Raw genomic sequence first — 23,337 nt, 5'->3', positions numbered from 1 at the left:
CTAAAAATACAATTTGCAGTAGACATAGAGGTGATTATCTTTGAAACAACGTGTTGTCATAACAGGAATGGGTGTAATCACTTCGCTGGGACAGGATTTGAACACACTATGGGATAATCTGATGGCTGGAAAATCTGGTATCAGTAAAATCGAAGCTTTTGATACAAGTGAATACACTACGAAAATAGCCGCTTCCATTAAAGATTTTAATCCAGAGGATTATATCGATCGTAAGGATGCGCGTAAAATGGACCGCTTTGTGCAGTTCGCGGTTGCTGCTAGTAAATTGGCGCTTGAGGACAGCAAACTCGTAATCGGAGAGAATGTGGATGCTGAGCGTGTTGGTGTATCTGTTGGTTCTGGTATTGGCGGATTGGGCACTTGGGAAGATCAGCATAATGCACTGATCGAAAAGGGACCTAAACGCGTAAGCCCTTTCTTCATTCCGATGATGATTGCTAATATGGGTTCCGGTCAAGTTTCGATCTCACTCGGTGCTAAGGGTCCCAATACATCGCCAGTTACGGCTTGTGCCACAGGTAGTCATGCTATCGGTGATTCCTTCCGCATGATTCAGCGCGGTGACGCTGACGCTATGATTTGCGGCGGTGCCGAAGCAACGATTCGTCCGATTGGTATTGCTGGATTTTGCTCCATGCGAGCGATGTCCACACGTAACGATGAGCCGGAAAAGGCAAGTCGTCCATTTGATACCGAACGGGACGGATTTGTTATGGGCGAAGGCTCTGGTGTACTGATTCTGGAATCGTTGGATCATGCTTTGAAGCGTGGTGCACATATTTACGGCGAAGTGATTGGCTATGGTCTTTCAGGCGATGCCCATCATATGACGGAGCCTGATCCAGAGGGAGCAGCACGCTGCATTAGAATGGCGATCCGTGATGCTGGATTGAATCCTGAAGATATCGATTATATCAATGCACATGGTACATCTACGCCGGTTGGTGACAAATCGGAGACGGAAGCAGTTAAGAAAACGCTTGGAGAGCATGCCTATAAGGTAGCGATCAGTTCAACCAAGTCGATGACAGGGCATCTTCTGGGTGCAGCGGGAGGCGTTGAAGCCGTAATTTGTGGTCTTGCGCTCCAACATCAGACAATTCCGCCAACAATTAATTTGGATAATCAAGACCCGGCTTGTGATCTTGATTATGTACCTAATAAGCCGAGAAAAGCGGAACTGAATGTGGTTATGTCCAATTCCTTTGGTTTTGGCGGTCACAATGCTACGGTTATTCTAAAAAAATATGAAGCGTAAGGGGTCAGTTCGTTGAGTGGAGACTTGAAGCAATTACAGCAGAAACTTCATATTCAATTCAACAATCGGCAGCTTCTGAAGCAGGCTTTTACGCACGCTTCCTACGTAAACGAACATCGGTTCAGTCAGCATGCAGATAATGAGCGTCTGGAATTTCTGGGTGACGCTGTTCTGGAACTGACGGTGTCTGAGCAATTGTACAATCAGTACCCTAACCGGCCCGAAGGCGAACTAACCAAGTTGCGTGCAGCTATTGTCTGTGAGCCTTCTTTGGTGAAGTTTGCTGTCGGGCTTGAGTTTGGGCAGTATGTATTGCTTGGAAAAGGTGAAGAGCTGACAGGCGGACGTACTCGTCCTGCTCTGTTGGCTGATGTGTTCGAGGCGTTCGTAGGCGCGCTTTATTTGGATCAGGGTCTGGAAGCCGTCCGGTCGTTTCTAGAACGTTATATTTTTCCTCAAATTGTATTAAACGGTAAGCTTCAGATGAGTGATTTCAAAACAGAGCTTCAGGAACTGACGCAGCATCATAACATGGGGATGCTTGAATACAAGATTGTCGAGGAACGCGGACCTGCCCATGAACGCGAGTTTGTAGCCGAGGTATATATGGACAGCGAACGGCTGGGGGCAGGTACAGGACGCTCCAAAAAGGAAGCTGAGCAGCAAGCGGCGGCAGTTGCTTTAAACCGTTTGAAGCTGGCGGAATCGTAATCGGTACCTGAGCGGCCCGAACGGGTGACGCAAGCAGAGGACACAAAGTAAGAGCAAAGGGCAGTCCGCGGGGAGTCCCGGCCCATAATGGCGAATGGACTGCGTTTTGCTCTTTTTTCGTGGCTTTACTGCTGTAAGGTGAACGTCGATACTGTGCTTTTTTCAAATTAGTCTTATGCTACAATAAGGATAATTCAATCAATCAGGTCAATGAAGTTGTACAAGCATATTTGAATGTTAGAGGTGAGATTGAGCATGTTTTTAAAGCGCATTGAGCTGGCGGGCTTCAAATCGTTTGCAGATAAAACGGAAATGGAATTTGTCCGCGGCATTACGGCAGTCGTCGGACCCAATGGGAGTGGAAAAAGTAATATTTCCGACGGAATTCGTTGGGTGTTGGGCGAACAGAGTGCCAAATCACTGCGTGGCGGCAAGATGGAGGACATTATTTTTGCAGGTAGTGATGCTCGTAAGGCTGTTAATTACGGTGAAGTATCACTTACGCTAGATAATGAAGATCAGGCATTGCCTCTGGATTTTGGTGAAGTGACGGTAACGCGACGTGTGCATCGGAGTGGGGATAGTGAATATTTCATTAATCGTCAATCATGCAGACTTCGGGATATTACTGAGCTGTTTATGGATACAGGGATTGGTAAAGAAGCTTATTCGATTATTGGGCAAGGACGTATTGAAGAAATTTTGAGTACCCGATCTGAGGATCGACGGGGTATTTTTGAGGAAGCCTCGGGTATCGTAAAATATAAATCACGTAAAAAAGATGCAGTTCGCAAGCTGGATGAAACAGAGCAAAATTTGCTGCGCATTCACGATTTGGTCAGTGAACTAGAGGATCAGATTGGACCTCTTAAGGAGCAGTCTGAAAAGGCGATTCATTTTAAAGAGCTGCGCAGTGAATTAAAATCAAAAGAAATTTCGATGTACGTCCATCAAATTGAACAAATTCATACTTCGTGGAGCGATGCGACTTCCAAACTAGCTTTGTTGCAGCAAGAGCAGCTTCAGTTGTCTACAGTAGTGTCCCGCCATGATGCAATGCTGGAAAACGATCGTAATGAATTACGGCAGCTGGAAGAGCAAGTAGAACGTCTGCAAAAGGATCTGCTGCAATACAGTGAAGCTACGGAAAAAAGTGAAGGATACGGTGAATTGCTCAAAGAGCGCACACGCAATTTGGAGGCCAATCGGGAACAATTGATCTTATCCCTCAGCACAAGTGAATCACGGCATTCCGAACGCAAAAGCGAACTGGATCAGCTGAACGAAAAGCTGTCAGCGCTGAATGTAGAGCTGGACGAGTTGCGTGCGCGTCTGTCTGATGAAGAGGCCAAACTGATTGGCGTCACAGGTGGAATCAGCCAGGAGCAGGAAGAAAGCCTAAAGGGTGGTCTGCTGGAGCTGATGAATCAGATGGCGCAGGCGCGTAACGAAATTCGTTATACCGACCAACAGAAGGAAGCGTTGGAACGCCGAGTGAATCGCGTCAGTGATGAATCCGGCAAATGGGAAGCCCAAAAAGTCGAACTTGAACAGCGCAAAAAAGGGTTGGAAGCGACGATTCAGAAGCTGGGACAGGAAATTAGCAGTTTGCGCAGTGGCTATATTCAGGGAAGTGAACAGTACCAGGCCCTGCAAAAACTACTGGAAGAAAACCAGGGCACGGTTCGTAAATGGGAACAAAAACGTGAGGCTCAAATTTCACGGCGAGATACGATGAAAGAAATGCAGGATGACTTTGACGGCTTCATGCTCGGAGTTAAAGAGGTGTTAAAGGCTTCACGCAAAGGAACTTTGCACGGTGTGCATGGAGCAGTAGCGGAGCTGATTCGGGTACCTGAGCATTTAGAGCAGGCGATGGAAACCGCTTTGGGCGCTTCAGTTCAGCATATTGTGATGGAAAATGAATCGGTATCCAGACAGGCGATCAGTTTTCTAAAGCAACGTCAATTGGGCAGAGCGACATTCTTGCCTATGGACGTTATCCGCCCGCGTCAGATTGGTGCTGGAGAACGTCAAATTGTGGAAAGCGCAGAAGGCTTTGTCGGGATCGGTGCAGATCTTGTTCAGTACGATGATCGATATGCCGGAATCGTAGGCAGTCTCTTGGGGAATGTGGTCATTGCCCGTACGCTGGAAGATGCCAATCGTATTGCGGCCCGTTGTCAATATAGATATCGTGTTGTCACGCTGGAAGGCGATGTTGTCAATGCAGGTGGTTCCATGACTGGGGGGAGCCAGTTCAAGAAAAATGCTAATCTGCTGGGCCGTAAACGTCAGCTGGATCAGTTGGATCAAGACATTCTAGACACGGAACAGCAAATTGCCAGGTTGCGCCAGAGTGCAATAGATACCAAACGACAGTTGGAGGAGACACAGACCCGTCTGGATGAATTGCGCCAGGGCGGCGATGTGAAGCGGACCGAAGAGCAGCAGATGGCAATGGAGCTCAAACAACTTGAGCATGAACTTCGTCATGTTCTGGAGCAGGTAGCTGCGTCTGGCCAGGAGAAAAAAGGCTTTGACCAGGAAATCAAGGAGTTGGAAGCTTCCCGTGCAGAAGCACTGGTAAAGTTGGCTGCGCTGGAGGAAGAAGAGAAGAAAACGCATCAAGCCATTCACGCTGCCGAATTTGCGCGTAAAGCGAATGAATCAGCCAAAGAGCAGTTGCAAGGAGAGCTCACCAATCTCAAGGTAAGAGAAGGCAAGCTGGACCAAGAGCGCTTTTCATTGGAAGAGCAGATTCGCAGATTGCGTGGGGATTATGATACCCTTGGTAAGGATTCAAGACAAAACAAGACCTTGCTTGCTTCCATCGAAGCGGATTTGCTTACCAATGAGCAGGAGACCGTGAAACAAATTGAGAATCTCAATCAATACCGTTTGAAAAAGGAAGAAGCTGCAGAGCAATTGGAATTCAAACGGGCTGCACGCAGCAGCTTGTCCAAAAAACTGGAAGCTGCTGAGAATGACACAAAAGAACAGCGAATTCAGCTTAAGTCGGTGGAGGAACTGCTTCGCCAAACAGAAATTGGAGTAAACCGACTTGATGTGGAACTGGAAAATGTTTTGAAAAAATTAAGTGATGATTATGAACTCAGCTATGAGCTGGCCAAGCAGCGTTACCCTATACCGGAAGATATTGAAGGTACGCAGAGTGAGGTGGAAAGGCTCAAACGCGGGATATCTGCGCTGGGTGAGGTCAATCTGGGTGCTATTGAGGAATACCAGCGTGTACATGAGCGCTATACGTTTCTTGATGAGCAAAAGTCTGATTTGGTAGAGGCCAAGACAACGCTCTATCAGGTTATTCGTGAAATGGATGATGAAATGTCCAAGCGCTTCAAGACCACGTTCGATGCGATTCGTCGCGAATTTGGAACGGTTTTCTCCAAGCTGTTCGGAGGCGGACGTGCAGACCTTGTGTTGCTTGATCCGGAACGTTTGCTGGAGACGGGCATTGACATTGTAGCTCAGCCTCCAGGCAAAAAACTTCAAAACTTACAGTTGTTGTCAGGCGGTGAACGGGCTCTAACAGCAATGGCTTTATTATTTGCCATTTTACACGTTAAACCTGTTCCATTCTGTGTACTCGATGAAGTAGAGGCAGCATTAGACGAAGCAAATGTGGTGCGTTTTGCTCAGTATTTACGGGAATTCTCAGAGCAGACACAGTTTATCGTAGTTACACACCGTAAAGGCACCATGGAAGAATCCGATGTGCTGTACGGGGTTACGATGGAAGAAGGCGGGGTTTCTAAACTCGTATCTGTCAAGCTGGACAACGATGAAGCTGAGATTGCCTGACATCAAATAACATACTTTCAGATCAACGGAGGGAATCCATGAGTTTCTTTAGAAAATTGAAGGAAAGCATCGCAAGTAAAACGGAATCGGTCACAAAGCAGTTCAAAGACGGTTTAGAAAAAACACGTAAAGGTTTCGTCGAAAAAGTAACGGACCTGATGATTCGCCGTAAAAAAATTGATGAGGAATTTTACGAGGAACTGGAAGAAATTCTGATCGGAGCGGACGTAGGCGTCAATACCGTTATGAACCTCATTGAAGACTTGCGGGGAGAAGTGAAAAAACGCAAAATCGAGGATGCGTCCGAGTTACAGCCTGTACTGTCGGAAAAGCTGTCTGAGTTGCTGCGGGGGAATGACAATAGTCAGCTCAAAATGAATCCAGACGGGATTACGGTCATTCTATTCGTAGGCGTCAATGGAGTCGGAAAAACAACGACCATTGGCAAGTTGGCTCATCGTTTTAAACAAGAGGGCAAAAAAGTATTGTTGGCTGCTGGAGATACATTCCGGGCGGGCGCGATTGAACAGTTGGAGGTTTGGGGCCAACGGGCAGGTGTAGAGGTCATCAAACAGCAATCTGGTTCTGATCCAGCTGCGGTTATGTTTGATGCCGTACAGGCTGCCAAGCAGCGTCAAGTAGATGTTTTGTTATGCGATACAGCAGGACGTCTTCAAAATAAAAGCAATCTAATGGAAGAATTGAACAAGATTTTCCGCGTTATCCAGCGTGAAATTCCAGACGCTCCTCATGAAGTGTTGTTGGTACTTGATGCGACGACTGGACAAAATGCACTTAACCAAGCCAAGCTGTTTGGTGAGAAGAGCGGCGTAACCGGTCTGGTACTGACAAAATTGGATGGAACAGCAAAGGGCGGGATTGTTGTTGCTATCCGTCAGGAATTGAATTTGCCTGTTAAGCTGGTGGGCTTAGGTGAAAAAGTGAATGATCTTCAACCGTTTGATTCAGAACAATTTGTTCATGCATTGTTCGCCGGTTTGATCCAAGAAGAGGCTGTCGAAGCTGGCGAGGAAGAGCAGAACTAATCCGTTTGATTAGACTTGCTTATAAGTCTGGGACTAAGCAGTGCTCCTGTTGCCGCGTAAGTCCGCCCAATTGTATAATGAAAGCAAAAGGTTTGACGATGCCGGATAAATTTCTTGTATAAAAATATTACTCAGGAAGCCGGGTGAAAAACGATGGCAAACACCTATACTTATTCCCGCCGGGAAGAAGTAGCTAACGCGATTACACATGGTATTGGAGCCGTTTTAAGTGTAGCAGCGCTTGTGCTACTCATTGTTTTTGCTAGCATGAAAGGAACTGCTTGGCATGTCGTAAGCTTTACAATTTACGGGATTACAATGCTGTTGCTGTATACCAATTCCACGTTGCTTCATAGCCTGCGTGAAGGAAAATTGAAGGATTTGTTCGAAATATTCGATCATTCTTGTATTTACCTGTTCATTGCAGGTAGCTACACCCCTTTTATGCTCGTTGCTTTGCGAGGTACTCTGGGATGGACGCTATTTGGGGTGATTTGGGGGATCGCTTTGTTTGGTGTACTGTTCAAGGCGTTCTTCACCAAACGCTTCCTGTTTATGTCTACTGTGTTTTACATTATAATGGGCTGGCTCATTACAATTGCCTGGAATCCGCTGATGGCCATTGTTCCCGCCGGAGGGATGACGCTATTGTTCGTGGGTGGTCTTATGTATACGCTGGGCACAATTTTTTATGTGTGGCGAGCATTTCCGTATCACCATGCGATCTGGCATCTGTTTGTTTTAGCAGGCAGCATACTTCATTTTCTAGCTATTCTGTTGTATCTTACTCCGGTAAGGGTTTGAGTGAGAGGGGCAAAAAAGTCGATCTATTCTCCCGTTTAAGGGCAGTGGATCGGCTTTTTTTTGTATGACAAGGGATAACGCTTGACATCTTCTTTTCTTTTATGTATGATAAGGAACGTTGAAAAGAACTGTAAAGTGTTTTTCCTTGACGATGGAGGTATACACGATGAGTCAGGAGAATCGGCTGGAAAAGACAAACCGGATTAACCGACTGTTTGACTTCTATGAACCTCTACTTACAGAGAAGCAACAGATGTTTTTAAAATATTACTTCCATGATGATTTTTCTTTAGGGGAAATTGCATCGGAATTTCAAATTAGCCGTCAGGCAGTCTATGAACATATTAAACGTGCTGAACAGGTATTAGAAATGTATGAGGAAAAGCTTGGATTGCTAAGTAAGCATGAACGTAGAATCCAAGATTTAGAGGAACTGAATGCGACATTATATGATGCATTCGGTAAAGTTAGTAAGCCCGATAAGGATACATTGCAACATGTCCAACAAATTGTAAATCGCCTGCAGGAATTGTAGGATATATAAATGAAGAACTAACAACCCTGGTAGACAAGGAGGTGCGAAAGTATGGCATTTGAAGGATTATCGACTCGCTTGCAAAATGTATTCAGTAAACTGCGCGGCAAAGGAAAAGTGTCTGAGGATGATGTAGCTCAGGCGATGCGTGAAGTGCGATTGGCTTTGCTTGAAGCGGACGTTAACTTCAAGGTTGTAAAGGACTTTATTGCCAAGGTAAAGGAGAAATCCGTTGGTAAGGAAGTGATGGACAGCTTTACGCCAGGCATGGTCATCATCGACATTGTAAACAAGGAATTGACTGAGTTGATGGGTGGCAGTCAGGCCAAGCTTGCCAAAGCAAACAAACCGCCTACAGTCATTATGATGGTGGGTCTCCAGGGCGCAGGTAAGACGACGACGTCAGGTAAACTAGCGAAGTTGTTGCAAAAGCAAAACCATCGTCCATTGCTTGTAGCTGGTGATATTTACAGACCTGCCGCGATCAAGCAGCTTCAGATTCTCGGTGAGCAGATTAACGCACCTGTATTTACATTGGGAGATCAGACAAGCCCGGTGGAAATCGCAAAACAGGGTTTGCAGCATGCTAAGGATAATGGTAATGACTACGTTATTATAGATACTGCCGGTCGTCTTCATGTTGATGAAGAACTGATGGAAGAGTTGCGCCAGATTCATACTAATGTCAAGCCGGATGAAGTTCTGCTGGTTGTAGATAGCATGACAGGACAGGATGCAGTTAACGTTGCGGAGCACTTTAACAATAGCCTTGAGTTAACGGGAGTTGTACTGACAAAGCTGGACGGCGACACTCGTGGGGGCGCGGCCTTGTCGGTTAAAGCTGTGACAGGATGCCCGATCAAGTTTGCTACATTGGGTGAAAAGCTGGATGCAATGGAGCCATTTCACCCTGAGCGGATGGCTTCACGGATTTTAGGCATGGGTGACATGCTGTCCCTGATTGAAAAAGCGCAGTCCAATATCGACGCGGATAAGGCGAAGGAAATGGAACGGAAAATGCGCAATGCCGAGTTTACTTTCGAGGATTTTCTGGAGCAAATGGATCAGGTTAAGAAGCTTGGCCCAATCGACCAGATTCTCGATATGATTCCTGGTATGGGCAACATGAAGCAAATGAAAGACATCAAAGTGGATGACAAACAGATGGGCCGGATTGAGGCTATCGTTCATTCGATGACTACACAGGAAAAGCAAAACCCAGACATGATTAATCATAGTCGTCGCAAGCGGATTGCTGTAGGCAGTGGAACATCGCTGGCTGAGGTAAATCGTCTCATTAAGCAATTTGACGAAATGCGCCGTATGATGAAGCAGTTCTCAGATATGATGGGTCCTAAGGGTGGCAAAAACAAGGCTCTGAAACAGCTGAAGAGTATGGGCAAAGGTATGAAGTTTCCTTTCCGCTAAAAGGTCGATAGGCCTTTGGAGTTATAGGATAGCAATATACAGTCTACTTTTTGAAGGAGGTGAATTTTCGTGGCAGTTCGTATTCGTCTGAAACGTATGGGTGCACATAAAGCTCCTTTCTATCGCGTCGTGGTATCTGATTCCCGTTCCCCGCGTGACGGTCGTTTTATCGAAGAAATCGGTTACTACAACCCTATTACAGTACCAGCGGTTGTAAAAATTGATGAAGATAAAGCGCTGAAATGGTTGCAAGATGGTGCACAAGCATCCGACACTGTTCGCAACTTGCTTAGCAAAGCGGGCGTGTTGAAAAAGTTTCATGAGCTTAAAACACAGAAATAAGGTGCTGATACGGAGGGTCAACCATGGAAGAATTAGTGATAATCATTGCTAAGGCTTTAGTCGATCATCCGGATGATGTGACCGTGAAGACCTTGGAGAAGGATCGACTTGTAGTGTATGAACTTAGTGTACATCCTGAGGATGTGGGCAAGATCATTGGCAAGCAGGGACGTATCGCCAAGGCGCTTCGCACTGTGGTTGCATCAGCAGCCGTTAAGATGGATAAACGGGTTACCGTAGACATCATATCTTAAAGATATACGAAAGGGGGTTAGGATGTATGTCCTAACCCTTTTTCGTACATGATGAAGATGATATGGAGCGGAGCCGATTATATGCAGGAGGAACACGATGCAGCAAATGTTTAATGTCGGGAAAATTGTGAATACACATGGAATTCGCGGTGAGCTAAAAATATTAACGACAACTGATTTTCTTGAGGATCGTTTTGCCAAAGGCAGCGAGCTATTGATTGTTCCAGCAGATGGCAAAGCACCGATTCCCGTAACTGTAGAAACAGCTCGTTTTCAAAAAAATATGGTTGTCGTAAAATTTAAGGAATATCACAACATCAATGATGTTGAGAAATATAAAGGTACTTTGTTAAAGGTCTCTGCTGAACGGTTAGGAGAATTGGAAGAAAACGAGTTTTACTTTCATGAAGTAGTCGGTATGGAAGTAGTAACGGAAGACGGAACTAAGCTCGGTGAGGTAAAAGAAATTTTGACACCGGGAGCGAATGATGTATGGGTAGTCCAAATGCCTAAAGGTAAGGAACTGCTATTGCCGTATATAGAGGATGTTATTTTGGATGTAAACGTGCGCGAAAAACGGGTTACAGTACGATTAATGGAAGGTCTGCTGTAATGCGGGTGGATGTACTGACCCTGTTTCCAGAGATGTTTGATGGCGTTTTTAATGCAAGCATTCTGGGAAAAGCAAGGGATAAGGGGATTGTATCACTGCAAGCGGTTAATTTTCGCCAGTATGCCGGCAACAAGCATGGGCAAGTGGATGATACGCCCTATGGTGGTGGAGGCGGCATGGTTTTGAAGCCAGACCCTATTTTTGCTGCCGTGGAAGCGCTGTTGGATAAATCAGAGCAATCAACATTTGAAGCTGCCGTTGAAGGTATTGGAGATGAAGATGCCGAACATAACGCAGACATAAAAACTCCGCGTATTATTTTGATGTGTCCACAAGGAGAGACTTTTACGCAAAAAAAAGCGGAAGAGCTTGCCAAAGAGGACCATCTTATTTTTATATGTGGACATTATGAGGGTTATGATGAGCGTATTCGAGAGCATCTGGTGACGGATGAGCTTTCGATCGGAGATTATGTATTGACTGGTGGCGAGCTACCATCCATGGTCGTCATTGATAGTGTGACACGGTTGTTACCAGGAGTGTTGGGTAATGAAACGAGTGCGGTAACAGATTCGTTTAGTACAGGACTGTTGGAATACCCACATTATACTCGGCCTGCTGAGTTTCGTGGCTGGAAAGTGCCGGATGTACTCTTATCAGGGCATCATGTCAATATTGACTCTTGGAGACGACAAGAGGCGTTACGTCGTACGATGGAACGTCGACCGGACTTGCTGGAACAGGCTGAACTGACAAGCAAGGAGCGCGCGTGGATTGAGGAGCAGCACCAATCGGACAGTTCGAGGGACAAGCGATAAAGCACTATTAACATGAGTGGATTTGAAAGCAGGCAGGGACCTGTTTTATAATGAAGTCAATTAAATAATGTTTGGTCAAATCCCTTTTTGTTGTTGCAATGCGGTAACCTCCATGATACAATACATCTGTTGTGTGTAATACGGTGGTCCTCTGTGGATGATGAAGGAAACGGAAGAGTTTCCAGAAGAAACATGAACACCTGTACGGAAGGAGGGAGTCATAGATGAATATCGTCCAAGCGATTACTGAAGAACAACTGCGTAAAGATCTGCCTAACTTTCGTCCTGGTGACACTTTGAAAGTGCACGTGAAAGTTATCGAGGGAACTCGTGAGCGTATCCAGTTGTTTGAAGGTGTAGTAATTAAACGCCGTGGTGGTGGAATCAGTGAGACTTTTACAGTTCGTAAAATTTCTTACGGTGTAGGTGTGGAAAGAACTTTCCCGCTTCATTCCCCAAAAATCGATAAAATCGAAGTGGCTCGCCGTGGTAAAGTGCGTCGTGCGAAGCTTTATTATCTTCGTGAACTGCGCGGTAAAGCAGCGAGAATTAAAGAAATTCGTCGTTAATACAACGAATAACGAAAGGGGCTTGGTTACAAGCTCCTTTCGTTTTTTCTACGTACATAGGGAACTGTGGATTATTGACCGTAAAGAAAGGACAGTGAGCTATGGAGCAAGAAGTAGGACAAGGAGCTGTGCAGCAGCCAACTGATCAGGATGGTACGCCCAAGCGTAAACCAAAAAATGAGATTTTTGAGTGGCTCAAGGCCATCATTATTGCGTTAGTGCTTGTCTTTTTAATCCGCTGGCTTCTCTTTAAGCCTTTTATTGTGGATGGCCCGTCAATGCAGCCTAACTTTCATACCGGAGAACGCGTCATTGTAAATGAGATTTTGTATGATTTTCGTGCTCCTAAACCGGGTGAAGTGATCGTGTTCCATGTCCCGGAAGAAAAAAGAGACTTCATCAAGCGCGTCATTGCCGTTGCGGGTGATACGGTCAAGGTAGAAGGTGACACGATTACAGTAAATGGTAAGCCGATTCAAGAACCTTATCTCAAGGCTCCTTTGGAAGAAGCACATCAAAATGGAGAACTTTACAACAAGTTTACCAATTTTCCAAATGAAAAGTTTAAGGATGGAAAAGTGCCAGAAGGGCATATTTTTGTTATGGGCGATAACCGTTCCAATAGTACAGACAGTCGGATGATTGGATATATTGATTTGAAGGAAGTCGTGGGCCGGGCTGATGTCATTTTTTGGCCTGTGAAGGATATGCAGTGGATTAACCACTAGAAATAACTAATAAGCAGCATAGCTGCCGTAATCCTAACTATGACCCTAAGGGTGAAAGTAGGAGTTACGCTCAATGGGGTGATGACGGTGACGATTCAATGGTTTCCTGGTCACATGACCAGAGCGCGCCGCCAAATTGAAGCAAAATTAAAGCTGATTGATTTGGTTATTGAGCTGATTGATGCTCGGTTGCCGCTTTCCAGCCGAAATCCAATGATTGATGATATTTTGCAAGGCAAGCCGCGAATGATTATTTTGAACAAGGCAGATTTGGCGGACCCTGTAGTATCACAGCAATGGATTGCCTACTTTAAGGAACAGGGGCATGTAGCCTTTCCGGTGGATGCCACGACAGGGACGGGGCTCAAAGAAATTCCGATTCAGGCCAAGCAGTTGCTTAAGGAAAAAATAGACCGGCAGATTTCGAAGGGAATGAATCCGCGTCCTATACGTGCTTTGATTGTCGGTATTCCGAATGTCGGCAAATCGACATTGATCAACCGAATGGCAGGACGTAATATTGCAGCTACGGGTGATCGCCCCGGAGTAACGAAGGCACAACAGTGGATCAAGACCGGAGAAATTGAGTTGCTGGATACACCAGGTATTTTGTGGCCTAAATTTGAGGATCAGAACGTCGGCTATCGTCTAGCAGTTACAGGCGCGATCAAGGAAGAAATTTTAAATGTAGAGGACATTGCCTTTTTCGCGACAAAATATCTTGTCCAATATTATTGGGATGCCATGGCAGAGCGCTTTGAGCTTACCGAACGCCCTGAGGATACAGAAAATCCAGATGATGTTGTGAGCGTTATGGAGGCTATCGGACGTAAGCGTGGCTGTATTGTTAGTGGTGGACGTGTAGATCTCGAAAAGGCGTCAAAAATTATTTTGCGTGAGCTACGTGCAGGGAAGCTGGGACGATTCAGTTTAGAAGCACCATATTGATAGAGCTGGTACATCTGATACAGAACATTGCATTTTGTGGCAAGGAAGAACCTTCCCCATCTCTCCGGAGAGGAGGAAGGTTTTTTGGTATGTAAAGGTAGATAGAAAAGGGTTTTGAACAGTAGAGGTCTGTGGTAAGCTGAATTCAATTGTTAGAGCTACGGCATGATGAAGCTTAAACTACGTAAAGATGGGCAGGTATTGAATATGGACGCTAAAGAGAACGCAGTAAAGGACATGCTACACTATGAAAAAAAATGCTGGGAACAATCTTGTGAGCGGATTGCAGGTATTGACGAGGTAGGGCGTGGATGTCTGTTTGGAGATGTTGTGGCGGCAGCAGTCATTTTACCAGTTGGTGAGTTATTGGAGGGGGTAGACGATTCCAAAAAATTGACGGACAAGAAAAGAGAAGCCTACTACGAACTGATTATGGAGAAGGCAATTGCTGTAGGAGTTGGTCATGTAGACGCGCGGATGATTGATGAAATCAATATTAAACAAGCGGCTCGTTTAGCTATGAAAAAGGCTGTTGAGGCTTTACATGTGTCTCCTGATTATTTACTTGTGGATGCAGAAAAGGTAGATGTACCTATTCCTCAGCTATCCATCATTAAGGGAGATGCGAACAGTCAGTCTATTGCGGCAGCTTCTATCATCGCCAAGGTGACTCGTGATCGGCTATGCAAAGGTGAATGGGATGCGAAATATCCGGAATATGGGATTGGTATACATAAAGGTTATGCTACCAAGTTGCATAGAGAACAAATTTTGGCGCTAGGACCTACAGAAATGCATAGACGCAGCTTTTTAGGCAATTTGTTGACTGAGCAACCGACGTTGTTTGATCTGTAGATACTTATTATGAATCAGGACAATACCGATATAAAGTATATCTAATATTACAGACCCTTTTGAATAGGGGCAGAGTGAGAGGAGGGGCGGTATGAACATCGGATCTGTATTCCGGGGATTACTTGGAGATGTGAAGGCGGGAGAGGCAAAAAAACTTGATATGCAGCCAGGCCAGGTCGTAAGAGGAGTCGTATTAAAGGTGTCTGAGGACGGTGACGAGGCTGTATTGCAAATACAGGGTTCTCAAGTCAGGGCAAAGCTGGAGACCCCTCTTCAACCTGGACAGACTGCAACGTTTCAGGTACAACCGGCTTCTTCCAGCGGAATGACTGTGCTTAAGCCTCTGAATGATGCTGCCAATATGCCACAGCAAACCGTAGCGCTGACAGACGTATTGAAATCGGTGGGACTGCCGGATACAGCTCAAAACAGGGAGCTCATACAGGCAATGCAAAAGAATGGTGTGCCGTTGACATCGGAAAATGCGGCTTCTTTGCAAGAAGCCTTGTCGAAGCAAAGCGGCAATGTACAATTGGGAACGTTTGTGCAGGCAGCGGCAGTTGCCTTTCAGCGGGGACTTCCATTAACGGCCGAAAGCATAAATGGATTGCGTCAAACGATGTTTGGGCCTCCTTTAAATGATTTGTTGTCATCGTTGGAGCAAGAACTTGAAGCGGTGTTAAAGCAGCAAGGACAGGGAACGCCTACTGACCGTTCAGTAGGGGAAGCAACCGCAATAAAAAGCACTGACCGAACGTCAGTTAGTCCAACAGGCACTTCTTCTGTGGTGATTGCAGATGGACAGGAAGGCCAAGCTTTAACATTGTCCAAGGATGCTTCTGCCTCTGCTACTACAAAACAGGCAGAAACAGGACAACAAGTCACAGGCGGCAAGGAATTGTTAAAAGGGACTCAGGCAGCCAATCTCGCTGCTACAGTAAGCGAAGCGAGTGTTTTGGCTACAGATTCGGATACTTCGGCGGGATCTACTGCATTTGCATCCAACGGGACTGCTTCAGAAGAACCGCAAGCAGTTAGCGGGCGAGGAGCGACATTGGTATTGGATGCTGGTGCCAATGCGCCTGAATCGGGCGCTGCTGATGCATTAAACGGCTCCCGCGTCAAAGCGGAGCAACAACAGCAAGCTACTGCGGCAGGTACGCAGCTTAAGGATGCCGATGGTGCTCCAACTCCGGCCACGGCAGAGCCTACGGGGACGAAGTCTGCCTTAAACGCAGTCATGGCAGACCGTCCTTCCGCACAGCAAGCCGCTGGCTCTGCGCCGCCCTCCGCGGCGGGCAACGCTGCTGTACTAGAGGCGCCGCTTCAGCGGCTGCGCCTCCTGCTGCAAGAGCTGCGTGCAGCAGTGCCACCCGAACTGAGCACGGCTGCGCCAGATCAGTCCTCAGCAGAGGTAACGCAGCCAGCGGCTGGCGCTTCGCGGACTGCGGATGCCACTGCTTCACAGTCTGCGGCGCCCAGCATGCAGCTCAGCCCCACGGAGGATCCGTGGGTAGGCCGTGTGCTGAAGCTGCTCGGTGCAGAGCACGAGCAGCAGGTACACCGCTCGACTGCGCAGCTCGCGCAAGGGGCGGCGGCACGTACGGAGCCGCCTGAGGGAGTGTCGCAGACGCTGCCAGGTTTAGCGGCTACCTCAGACAACTCCGTGTCAGCGGCCGCAGACACCGTTAAAGGAGCGCTGCTCCAGTTAATGAGCAGCGACGACCTGCCGCCCGCTTTGAAAGAGGCGGCTCAGCAGGTTGTACAGCACCTGACAGGCCAGCAGCTGCTGCTAAATACAGACCGAACGGCGCCTTTTGCACAAGTGCACATGTTTATACCGTTTATTGGACCGGACGGTCGCGAAACAGCTACAATCCAGATTCAGTCCCGCCGTGGCAAGCGCGGAGAGCTGGATGCCTCCAACTGTCGACTTTGGTTTGATTTGGACATGAAGGGACTTGGTCCGACGCTGGTGGATGTGCAGGTTGTAGATCGGATTGTAAGTCTCAAGCTTCATAATGATCAGGAATGGGCGGCTTCGCTATTAACGAGTGGGCGTGAGTCCATTCGTACCGCGCTGGAGTCGCTAGGCTACCAACTTCTAACACTGCGTACCGAGCCTATGCCCACAAGGGCTGAACAGAGCAGCCCCGCCTCTTCAGAGGTACAAAGCTATGTGCCTCAGCCGTACAAAGGAGTCGATCTTAAAATATGAAAGAGCCCTTGGAATCTCCTTCTCCTTCCATGAAGAAGGCGGTCGCCCTTAAATATACACCTGGTGAGAGCGAAGCGCCGATCGTCGTTGCCAAGGGGAGCGGCCGCATTGCGGATAGCATTTTGGAAAAAGCCAAAGAACATGGTGTTCCTGTTCAGGAGGATGCTGCGCTGGTTGAAGTGCTGTCCAAACTTGATTTGGACGAGCAAATCCCTGCTGAACTCTATCAGTTGGTAGCAGAGGTGCTAACCTATATATATCAAATGGATCGGCTTGCTCCAAGGGATGACTGGTGATGGGAAATGAAATGAAGACTAGAGGCAAGGACCAGCGGAAAGCCAAAGGAGCGATGGGCGAAGAAGCCGCGGCTTTGTTTTTAGAAAACTTGGGTTATCGTATCTTGGAGCGCAATTGGCGATGCCGTAGTGGAGAAATAGATCTGATTGCCAAGCAGGAGCACATACTCGTATTTATTGAAGTACGTAGCCGAAGCAGCTCTAAATATGGAACACCAGCCGAATCAGTTACTGCACGTAAAATAACCCAGGTTCGCCAAACAGCCGCAGTATACTTGCATATGAACGGAATGGGAGAATCTCCAATCCGTTTTGATATGATTTCTGTACGATTATCTGCTGAAACGGCTGTTGTTACGGACCATTTTATAGATGCCTTTTAAAAAAGTAAGAACTTCTTTGGATGTTGGAACACAGGACTGAATTCATATGTACAGGTTGACAGAAAGGAAAGCTGCAGGTATATTTTATTGAGAATAGTTATCATTTTCATTCTATAATGAATATCTAGTCGTTGTACCTGTGAAGGAGGATTTACGTGACAAAGCATACCTTTAGTGAACATGTCATAGATGTAATTCAGGAACGCCGGACGATTAAACGATTTAAACCTGACTCTATCCCGGTAGATACGATTAAAGAACTACTGAACGTCGCTGTATGGGCTCCTAATCATAAAATGCGTGAGCCGTGGCGTTTTCTGTTGTTTGCTGGTGAGGGACGGAAAAAGCTTGCAAAAGCCATTGCAGCCGATATTGGTAAAGACAACAAGTTTGAGAGTGGAATTCTGCACAACCCGATTCAGCTTTTAGTGGTGATGGAAGAAGATCCGCGTCAAGCGGTTTGGGATGAGGATTTTGCAGCAGTCAGTGCGCTTGTTCAAAACTTTATGCTTGCTGCATGGAGCAAAGGGATCGGAACGTTTTGGGTGACAAAACCATTTCTGTATTCGCCTAAATTCCGTGATTGCTTGGGAATTCAACCAGGTGAGAAGGTAATTGGAATGATATATGCAGGCTATCCTGAAGTTATCCCGGAATCAAGACCACGTACTCCAGTAGCCGATAAGCTAACCTTAATTGACAAATAATCTGTCGGCAGATAAGCTTAGTTGAGGATTTGAAATTAGGGTTGAGAGCTAATTTAGAACATTATATTTGCAATAAATGAAGATTTGGAAGCACCCTTTTTCATATAGGCAATGATTCCCGAGAGGGACATTTCAATATGAGGAGAGGTGCTTTTTTGATATGTATGGAAAATTACATGGAGCTTGTCTATATGGATAGATGGCGTTCTGACCGGACGGCCAAGCGACCAATCAAAATTGTACTGCCAATGAACAAGTCATAATCCATTCCTATGACCATTATCCCAAGCAGAGCATATACCGTTGCAAGAGCAAGAAGCGCTGATCAGTAATAATGGAGGATTACAGCGATGTATTGGGTCAGCTACACGCCAAACGTGCGTTAGTTATCGCTGCAGCAAGAATGCATAATATTCTGCTGATCCATAAAAGCGTCAAATTTACGGTCAGCGGATCTTCTCTAATCGTGCAGCTCTCGGTAATTCTATTCGTTCTCACGGAGTTCCTTGATCTTCATTTGTAGCGTGGCAATCCGAGCAGCTCTCTGTCGTTTTTCGTTCGCTCACTTCAATCAAGTTTTAGACCATAGCCCTGACATCGCGGGGCTTTTTTTATTGCCTAGTGATAAAGATAGTCACTTTTTCCAATCCGTTTGTCTGTTTCGATTCTATAAAAACTAGCATATTCTATATTATCAAAAAAGAAGGGAAGTTGATTCGAATGGGAAAAGTAAATTCTTCTAGAAAAATTCTGAAACCTACGCGTCGCCTAAGAACTAAAGCAGGTACCGCATTCATTTTTAGTCTCAACAATGTAGGTCCGAATTTGTTCCAAAGTCGCTTGAACCTGGCTGGGTTTGTTAATTCCTCAAGTAGGGTACTTGTCTCGATCACGGAAATTGGTATTTTTGGCGGTCAAGTTAAGCCGTTTCAAGGAGCTGCTACCATGACGATCCATAACGTCGTTCCGCATGACGACGGTATAGTAATTGTACGTGGGAATACTGGCTGGGGTAGTCCCCTCAATATACGACTTTCAGTCGTGGTTTTCTAATCGTTCAGACCTGCCAAACGCACTTCTCACGGGTGAAAACTGAAAACTCCCGCCACTACGCGGAAATAAAATGTCGAATTCGGGCAGCGCTCAGATCAAAAAAAGTCCTGACATCTCAGGATTTTTTTTGATCCTTCAATTTCTCATCAGACTTACCTAGCCTTCGGTTTCTTCTCTTCGCGCCGACCCAAAGGGAGACGGCTTACTTGTCTTCTTTTTAGAGTTACATCATCGTGGAAAGTAAACTCGACAATACATCGTTCCTGATAAATTTTAAATTGATAGTATTTATGAAATTATAAGAAAATCACATATGTGTTTAATAGAGCCTAAAAGAAAAAAGCAATCTCCCGCCGAAAGAAAAACTGTTTAGTATCGCCAAATCCTTGATATTACTTGGTTTTTCAATGCGTGACAATGTATCATAATATCCTTCTTATGGGACCGCCGGGTGTTGGAAAAACGATGCTCATCCGCAGGAGAGCCCTTGGAACCTTCTTCTCCTTCCATGAAGAAGGCGGTCGCCCTTAAATATACGCCTGGTGAGAGCGAAGCGCCGATCGTCGTTGCCAAGGGGAGCGGCCGCATTGCGGATAGCATTTTAGAAAAAGCCAAAGAACATGGTGTTCCTGTTCAGGAGGATGCTGCGCTAGTTGAAGTGCTGTCCAAGCTTGATTTGGGCGAGCCCCGGAATCAAGACCACGTACTCCAGCAGTCGATAAGCTATACCTTAATTGACAAATAATCTGTCGTCAGATAAGCTTAGTTGAGGATTTGAAATTAGGGTTGAGAGCTAAATTTAGAATATTATATATGCAATAAATGAAAATTTGGAAGCACCTTTTTTCATATAGGCAATGATTCCCATAGAGGGACATTTCAATATGAGGAGAGGTGCTTTTTTGATATGTATGGAAAATTACATGGAGCTTGTCTATATGGGATAGATGGCGTTCTGATCGAAGTTGAGACTGATTTGTCCAATGGCTTGCCTCAGACCGCGATTATCGGATTGCCGGATTCAGCGATTCGAGAGGCAGTAGAACGTGTGAGAGCAGCAATCAAAAACTGCGGTTTCAAATATCCGTCCCAGCGTGTCACGATTAACTTAGCTCCTGCAGATTTGCGTAAGGAAGGCTCATCTTTCGATCTTGCTATCGCTTTAGGCTTGCTGACAACCAGTGGACAGGTTGTCTTACCAGTAGGGGAACGAACGCTGTTTATTGGCGAGCTGGCACTGGATGGCAGCATTCGTCCTGTAAATGGGGTGTTGTCTATGGTTGATCTGGCCAAGCGAGAAGGATTCGATTCCGTGCTGCTTCCTCAAGAAAACGCAAGCGAGGCTCGTCTAATTGCGGATATACGTATTTACGCTATACGCCATCTGGTGGATCTTATCCCGGTTAATGATCATGCACAAGCCACCCCGGACGGCCAAGTGACCAATCAAAATTGTACTGCTAGTGAACAAGTCATAATCCATTCCTATGACCATTTACCCCGAGCAGAGCATATACCGTTGTGTGAGCAAGAAGCGCTAATCAGTAATATGGAGGATTACAGCGATGTATTGGGTCAGCTACACGCCAAACGTGCGTTAGTTATCGCTGCAGCAGGAATGCATAATATTCTTCTTATGGGACCGCCGGGTGCTGGAAAAACGATGCTCATCCGCAGGTTGCCCTCTATCCTGCCGCCTTTGACTGAAAAGGAGTCGCTAGAAGTGACCAAGGTATACAGTGCAGCAGGAAAATGGAAGGACTCATCGACTCATCTTATGCATGTTCGTCCCTTCCGTGCGCCTCATCATACGATCTCTGCTGCTGGATTGGTGGGCGGAGGAGGCATACCCAAACCAGGAGAAATCAGTCTTGCACACCGAGGGATTTTATTTCTCGATGAGCTGCCTGAGTTTAGCCGTCATGTACTAGAAGTGCTGCGGCAGCCTCTGGAAGACCACCATGTTACAATCAGTCGTTCACGTGCAGTGTTTAAGTATCCGGCGCATTTTTTACTTGCAGCTTCTTTGAATCCGTGTCACTGTGGCTTTTTCGGTAATAACACGGAACATCAGCGCTGTACCTGTTCACCTGCAGCAGTAGCTCGATACCGCTCACGTATTTCCGGTCCATTGCTGGATCGAATTGATCTTCAGCTTGAGGTCTCACAACCGAAGGATTGGCGGGAGGAAAAAGAATCACTGTCGTCTGCTGATATGAGAAAGCAGGTGTTGGCTGCTCGAGCAATACAAATCCGCAGATACAGCAAGCTTCCTTTTTCATGGAATAGTGAGCTGTCCGGTCAGATGCTGCGTAAATATGCGGTTTTAGAACAAAATGCAGCGGAGTTGCTTGACCAGACGATGGATGCACTTGGTTTAAGCATGCGTGCGTATGATCGAATTCTCAAGCTGTCCCGCACCATTGCAGACTTACAGGAGTCAGAGAAAATTACGACTTCACATGTGGCTGAAGCTATTCAATACCGCCAGATGGATAGAGCAAATTCCAATTTTCCCGAAATGTAAAAAGGCAATAAAATAGCAGATACAGTACATCATTTTTATGAAAAAGTTTTTCCAAAGGGTATGTATACGAGAGAAAACGGAAATAAGGACAAAAAAAAGCTCCAGGCAAAAAGACCTGGAGAAGCAAAAAAGATTATGACAATAGTGATTATACTATGAGTATATCAATTTCGTATATACGATTATGCATCATCTCCCATGTTACTTGATGGAAAAACAACAAGCCCCTCGACCAATATGGTTGAGGGGCTTGTTGTGAAATTCATTCTAACTCTATGTTACAAAACGTTCAGCTTCACTTCAATATTACCGCGGGTAGCGCGGGAGTATGGACATTGTTCATGTGCGCCTTCCACCAGTTTTACCGCAGTTTCATGATCAACGCCTTTGACCAGAACGTCGAGGTTTACTCCGATTCCGAAGCCGCCGTCTTCGACTTTGCCAAAATGGACCGTAGCTGTGACTTCGGTACCTTCATGTTTAACACGTTGCATGCGAGCGACCATATTTAAAGCACTGTCAAAGCAAGCAGAATAGCCTGCTGCGAATAGCTGCTCTGGATTCGTACCTGTACCGCCGGCGCCACCCATCTCTTTTGGAGTATCAATATCTAAACGAAGTTCAGGGGAAGAAGACTCGATATAACCGTTACGTCCACCAACTGCTTTTACTGTTGTTTCATACATTTTTTGTTGAATGGTCATCATAATCCAATCACTGCCTCTCGCTCAATTTGTATTTTACACAATTTAATTTATCAAAATAATTATTTTTTGTAAAGTATTTTATGCAATTAGAATGTACTTTGCTATATAATGTGCTAAAATAATGACGAAAGTAGGTGACTAGACAGCATGGAAAACAATTCCAATGAACACGCGGCGTTGAAACTTGATAATCAGTTATGCTTTGCCATATATGCATGCTCCAGAGAGATTACAAAGCTGTACCAGCCTTATCTAGAAAAGCTTGGTGTAACGTACTCGCAATATTTGGTACTTATCGTGCTCTGGGAGCGTGAAGAGTGTACAGTGAAGGAATTGGGTGAGGCGTTATATTTGGATTCCGGCACACTAACTCCACTATTAAAGAGGTTGCAGAATGCCGGGCTGATCGATCGGAAGCGTTCCACTCAAGATGAGCGTAAGGTGCTGATTTCTTTAACGACAGAGGGAAGAGCGTTGCGGGATAAAGCCCTGTCTGTACCAGGATGCATACAGGAAAAAACAAGTATGACTCATGATCAATTTGGGTCACTTCTGCTTCAGTTTAATGATCTGCTCGATCGTGTTCATCAAGCGAATGTACAAATTGAAAAATCATAACAGGTACTTTCGGTTGCTCTTGTGAATTTACGGAATGAGTTGTTCTTAACTGAAAGAAAAAATGCTATTTAAA

The 23,337-nt window shown here is 45.9% G+C and carries 24 protein-coding genes and 1 pseudogene; 24 read left to right on the top strand and 1 reads right to left on the bottom strand.

The window, feature by feature from the left end:
* The first annotated feature begins 40 nt into the window (after window positions 1-40).
* The 23 genes and pseudogenes from fabF to C0638_RS23355 all read left to right on the top strand — a co-directional run bounded on the left by fabF (window position 41) and on the right by C0638_RS23355 (window position 21,939).
* On the top strand, window positions 41-1,279 hold the full coding sequence (fabF, locus tag C0638_RS23465) for a beta-ketoacyl-ACP synthase II (RefSeq protein WP_013370641.1): 1,239 nt from the start codon (window positions 41-43) through the stop codon (window positions 1,277-1,279).
* A 12-nt stretch (window positions 1,280-1,291) separates the two neighbouring features.
* Window positions 1,292-1,990 (top strand): ribonuclease III, encoded by a 699-nt coding sequence (rnc, locus tag C0638_RS23460; RefSeq protein ID WP_013309856.1) that lies wholly within the window; start codon window positions 1,292-1,294, stop codon window positions 1,988-1,990.
* Between the two features lie 255 nt (window positions 1,991-2,245).
* Complete coding sequence (gene smc, locus C0638_RS23455) at window positions 2,246-5,815, top strand: chromosome segregation protein SMC (RefSeq protein ID WP_058710930.1); 3,570 nt, start codon at window positions 2,246-2,248, stop codon at window positions 5,813-5,815.
* Between the two features lie 38 nt (window positions 5,816-5,853).
* The gene (ftsY, locus tag C0638_RS23450; RefSeq protein ID WP_013370643.1) at window positions 5,854-6,861 is read left to right on the top strand and encodes a signal recognition particle-docking protein FtsY; all 1,008 of its coding nucleotides are present in this window, start codon (window positions 5,854-5,856) and stop codon (window positions 6,859-6,861) included.
* Between the two features lie 153 nt (window positions 6,862-7,014).
* A complete protein-coding gene (trhA, locus tag C0638_RS23445) occupies window positions 7,015-7,665 on the top strand; it encodes a PAQR family membrane homeostasis protein TrhA (protein ID WP_016819276.1) in 651 nt (216 codons plus the stop codon).
* A 166-nt stretch (window positions 7,666-7,831) separates the two neighbouring features.
* Entirely contained in the window at window positions 7,832-8,200 is a 369-nt protein-coding gene (gene ylxM, locus C0638_RS23440; RefSeq protein ID WP_058710929.1) for a YlxM family DNA-binding protein, read from the top strand.
* 51 nt (window positions 8,201-8,251) lie between these two features.
* Window positions 8,252-9,628 (top strand): signal recognition particle protein, encoded by a 1,377-nt coding sequence (gene ffh / locus C0638_RS23435; protein WP_025676852.1) that lies wholly within the window; start codon window positions 8,252-8,254, stop codon window positions 9,626-9,628.
* A gap of 69 nt (window positions 9,629-9,697) precedes the next feature.
* Window positions 9,698-9,970 (top strand): 30S ribosomal protein S16, encoded by a 273-nt coding sequence (gene rpsP, locus C0638_RS23430; protein WP_013370647.1) that lies wholly within the window; start codon window positions 9,698-9,700, stop codon window positions 9,968-9,970.
* Between the two features lie 23 nt (window positions 9,971-9,993).
* Window positions 9,994-10,224 carry a KH domain-containing protein gene (locus C0638_RS23425; RefSeq protein WP_013370648.1) on the top strand — a complete coding sequence of 77 codons (231 nt, stop codon included), beginning with the start codon at window positions 9,994-9,996 and terminating at the stop codon, window positions 10,222-10,224.
* A gap of 97 nt (window positions 10,225-10,321) precedes the next feature.
* A complete protein-coding gene (rimM, locus tag C0638_RS23420) occupies window positions 10,322-10,837 on the top strand; it encodes a ribosome maturation factor RimM (protein WP_013370649.1) in 516 nt (171 codons plus the stop codon).
* Window positions 10,837-11,655, top strand: coding sequence for a tRNA (guanosine(37)-N1)-methyltransferase TrmD (gene trmD, locus C0638_RS23415; RefSeq protein ID WP_058710928.1), 819 nt, complete (start codon window positions 10,837-10,839; stop codon window positions 11,653-11,655). Before rimM ends, trmD begins: the two co-directional genes overlap by 1 nt.
* A gap of 224 nt (window positions 11,656-11,879) precedes the next feature.
* Complete coding sequence (gene rplS, locus C0638_RS23410) at window positions 11,880-12,224, top strand: 50S ribosomal protein L19 (protein ID WP_007429998.1); 345 nt, start codon at window positions 11,880-11,882, stop codon at window positions 12,222-12,224.
* A 101-nt stretch (window positions 12,225-12,325) separates the two neighbouring features.
* Window positions 12,326-12,952, top strand: coding sequence for a signal peptidase I (gene lepB, locus C0638_RS23405; protein ID WP_058710927.1), 627 nt, complete (start codon window positions 12,326-12,328; stop codon window positions 12,950-12,952).
* 87 nt (window positions 12,953-13,039) lie between these two features.
* Window positions 13,040-13,900: a ribosome biogenesis GTPase YlqF gene (gene ylqF / locus C0638_RS23400; RefSeq protein ID WP_058710943.1), complete on the top strand. Its 861-nt coding sequence runs from the start codon at window positions 13,040-13,042 to the stop codon at window positions 13,898-13,900.
* Between the two features lie 168 nt (window positions 13,901-14,068).
* Window positions 14,069-14,755, top strand: a complete 687-nt coding sequence (locus tag C0638_RS23395) for a ribonuclease HII (RefSeq protein ID WP_167346968.1) — start codon at window positions 14,069-14,071, stop codon at window positions 14,753-14,755.
* Window positions 14,756-14,846: 91 nt separating this feature from the next.
* The gene (locus tag C0638_RS23390) at window positions 14,847-16,973 is read left to right on the top strand and encodes a hypothetical protein (protein WP_058710926.1); all 2,127 of its coding nucleotides are present in this window, start codon (window positions 14,847-14,849) and stop codon (window positions 16,971-16,973) included.
* Window positions 16,970-17,269: an EscU/YscU/HrcU family type III secretion system export apparatus switch protein gene (locus C0638_RS23385; protein ID WP_013370655.1), complete on the top strand. Its 300-nt coding sequence runs from the start codon at window positions 16,970-16,972 to the stop codon at window positions 17,267-17,269. Before C0638_RS23390 ends, C0638_RS23385 begins: the two co-directional genes overlap by 4 nt.
* Window positions 17,269-17,652 carry a YraN family protein gene (locus C0638_RS23380; RefSeq protein WP_013370656.1) on the top strand — a complete coding sequence of 128 codons (384 nt, stop codon included), beginning with the start codon at window positions 17,269-17,271 and terminating at the stop codon, window positions 17,650-17,652. The genes C0638_RS23385 and C0638_RS23380 overlap by 1 nt, the downstream gene beginning before the upstream one ends.
* Window positions 17,653-17,807: 155 nt before the next feature.
* Window positions 17,808-18,359, top strand: a complete 552-nt coding sequence (locus C0638_RS23375) for a nitroreductase family protein (RefSeq protein ID WP_040101582.1) — start codon at window positions 17,808-17,810, stop codon at window positions 18,357-18,359.
* A 211-nt stretch (window positions 18,360-18,570) separates the two neighbouring features.
* Window positions 18,571-18,783 (top strand): annotated as a pseudogene (locus tag C0638_RS26255) (ATP-binding protein); the annotation flags it as partial.
* Between the two features lie 1,046 nt (window positions 18,784-19,829).
* Window positions 19,830-19,943 carry an ATP-binding protein gene (locus C0638_RS26250; protein ID WP_155742211.1) on the top strand — a complete coding sequence of 38 codons (114 nt, stop codon included), beginning with the start codon at window positions 19,830-19,832 and terminating at the stop codon, window positions 19,941-19,943.
* Window positions 19,921-20,157 carry an EscU/YscU/HrcU family type III secretion system export apparatus switch protein gene (locus C0638_RS23360; protein WP_058710542.1) on the top strand — a complete coding sequence of 79 codons (237 nt, stop codon included), beginning with the start codon at window positions 19,921-19,923 and terminating at the stop codon, window positions 20,155-20,157. The genes C0638_RS26250 and C0638_RS23360 overlap by 23 nt, the downstream gene beginning before the upstream one ends.
* A 162-nt stretch (window positions 20,158-20,319) precedes the next feature.
* Window positions 20,320-21,939 (top strand): YifB family Mg chelatase-like AAA ATPase, encoded by a 1,620-nt coding sequence (locus C0638_RS23355; RefSeq protein WP_058710538.1) that lies wholly within the window; start codon window positions 20,320-20,322, stop codon window positions 21,937-21,939.
* A 278-nt stretch (window positions 21,940-22,217) separates the two neighbouring features.
* On the opposite strand, the gene C0638_RS23350 is transcribed toward C0638_RS23355, so the two are convergent.
* The gene (locus C0638_RS23350) at window positions 22,218-22,646 is read right to left on the bottom strand and encodes an organic hydroperoxide resistance protein (protein ID WP_013370662.1); all 429 of its coding nucleotides are present in this window, start codon (window positions 22,644-22,646) and stop codon (window positions 22,218-22,220) included.
* Between the two features lie 147 nt (window positions 22,647-22,793).
* Between C0638_RS23350 and C0638_RS23345 the strand changes: the two genes are divergently transcribed.
* Window positions 22,794-23,264 (top strand): MarR family winged helix-turn-helix transcriptional regulator, encoded by a 471-nt coding sequence (locus C0638_RS23345; RefSeq protein ID WP_013370663.1) that lies wholly within the window; start codon window positions 22,794-22,796, stop codon window positions 23,262-23,264.
* Window positions 23,265-23,337 lie beyond the last annotated feature (73 nt).

The organism is Paenibacillus sp. lzh-N1, from assembly GCF_002872435.1.
In the GTDB taxonomy this organism is placed as follows: domain Bacteria; phylum Bacillota; class Bacilli; order Paenibacillales; family Paenibacillaceae; genus Paenibacillus; species Paenibacillus polymyxa_C.
The sequence above is the reverse complement of the archived record's forward strand: the minus strand, read 5'-3'. Positions and strand labels throughout refer to the sequence as shown.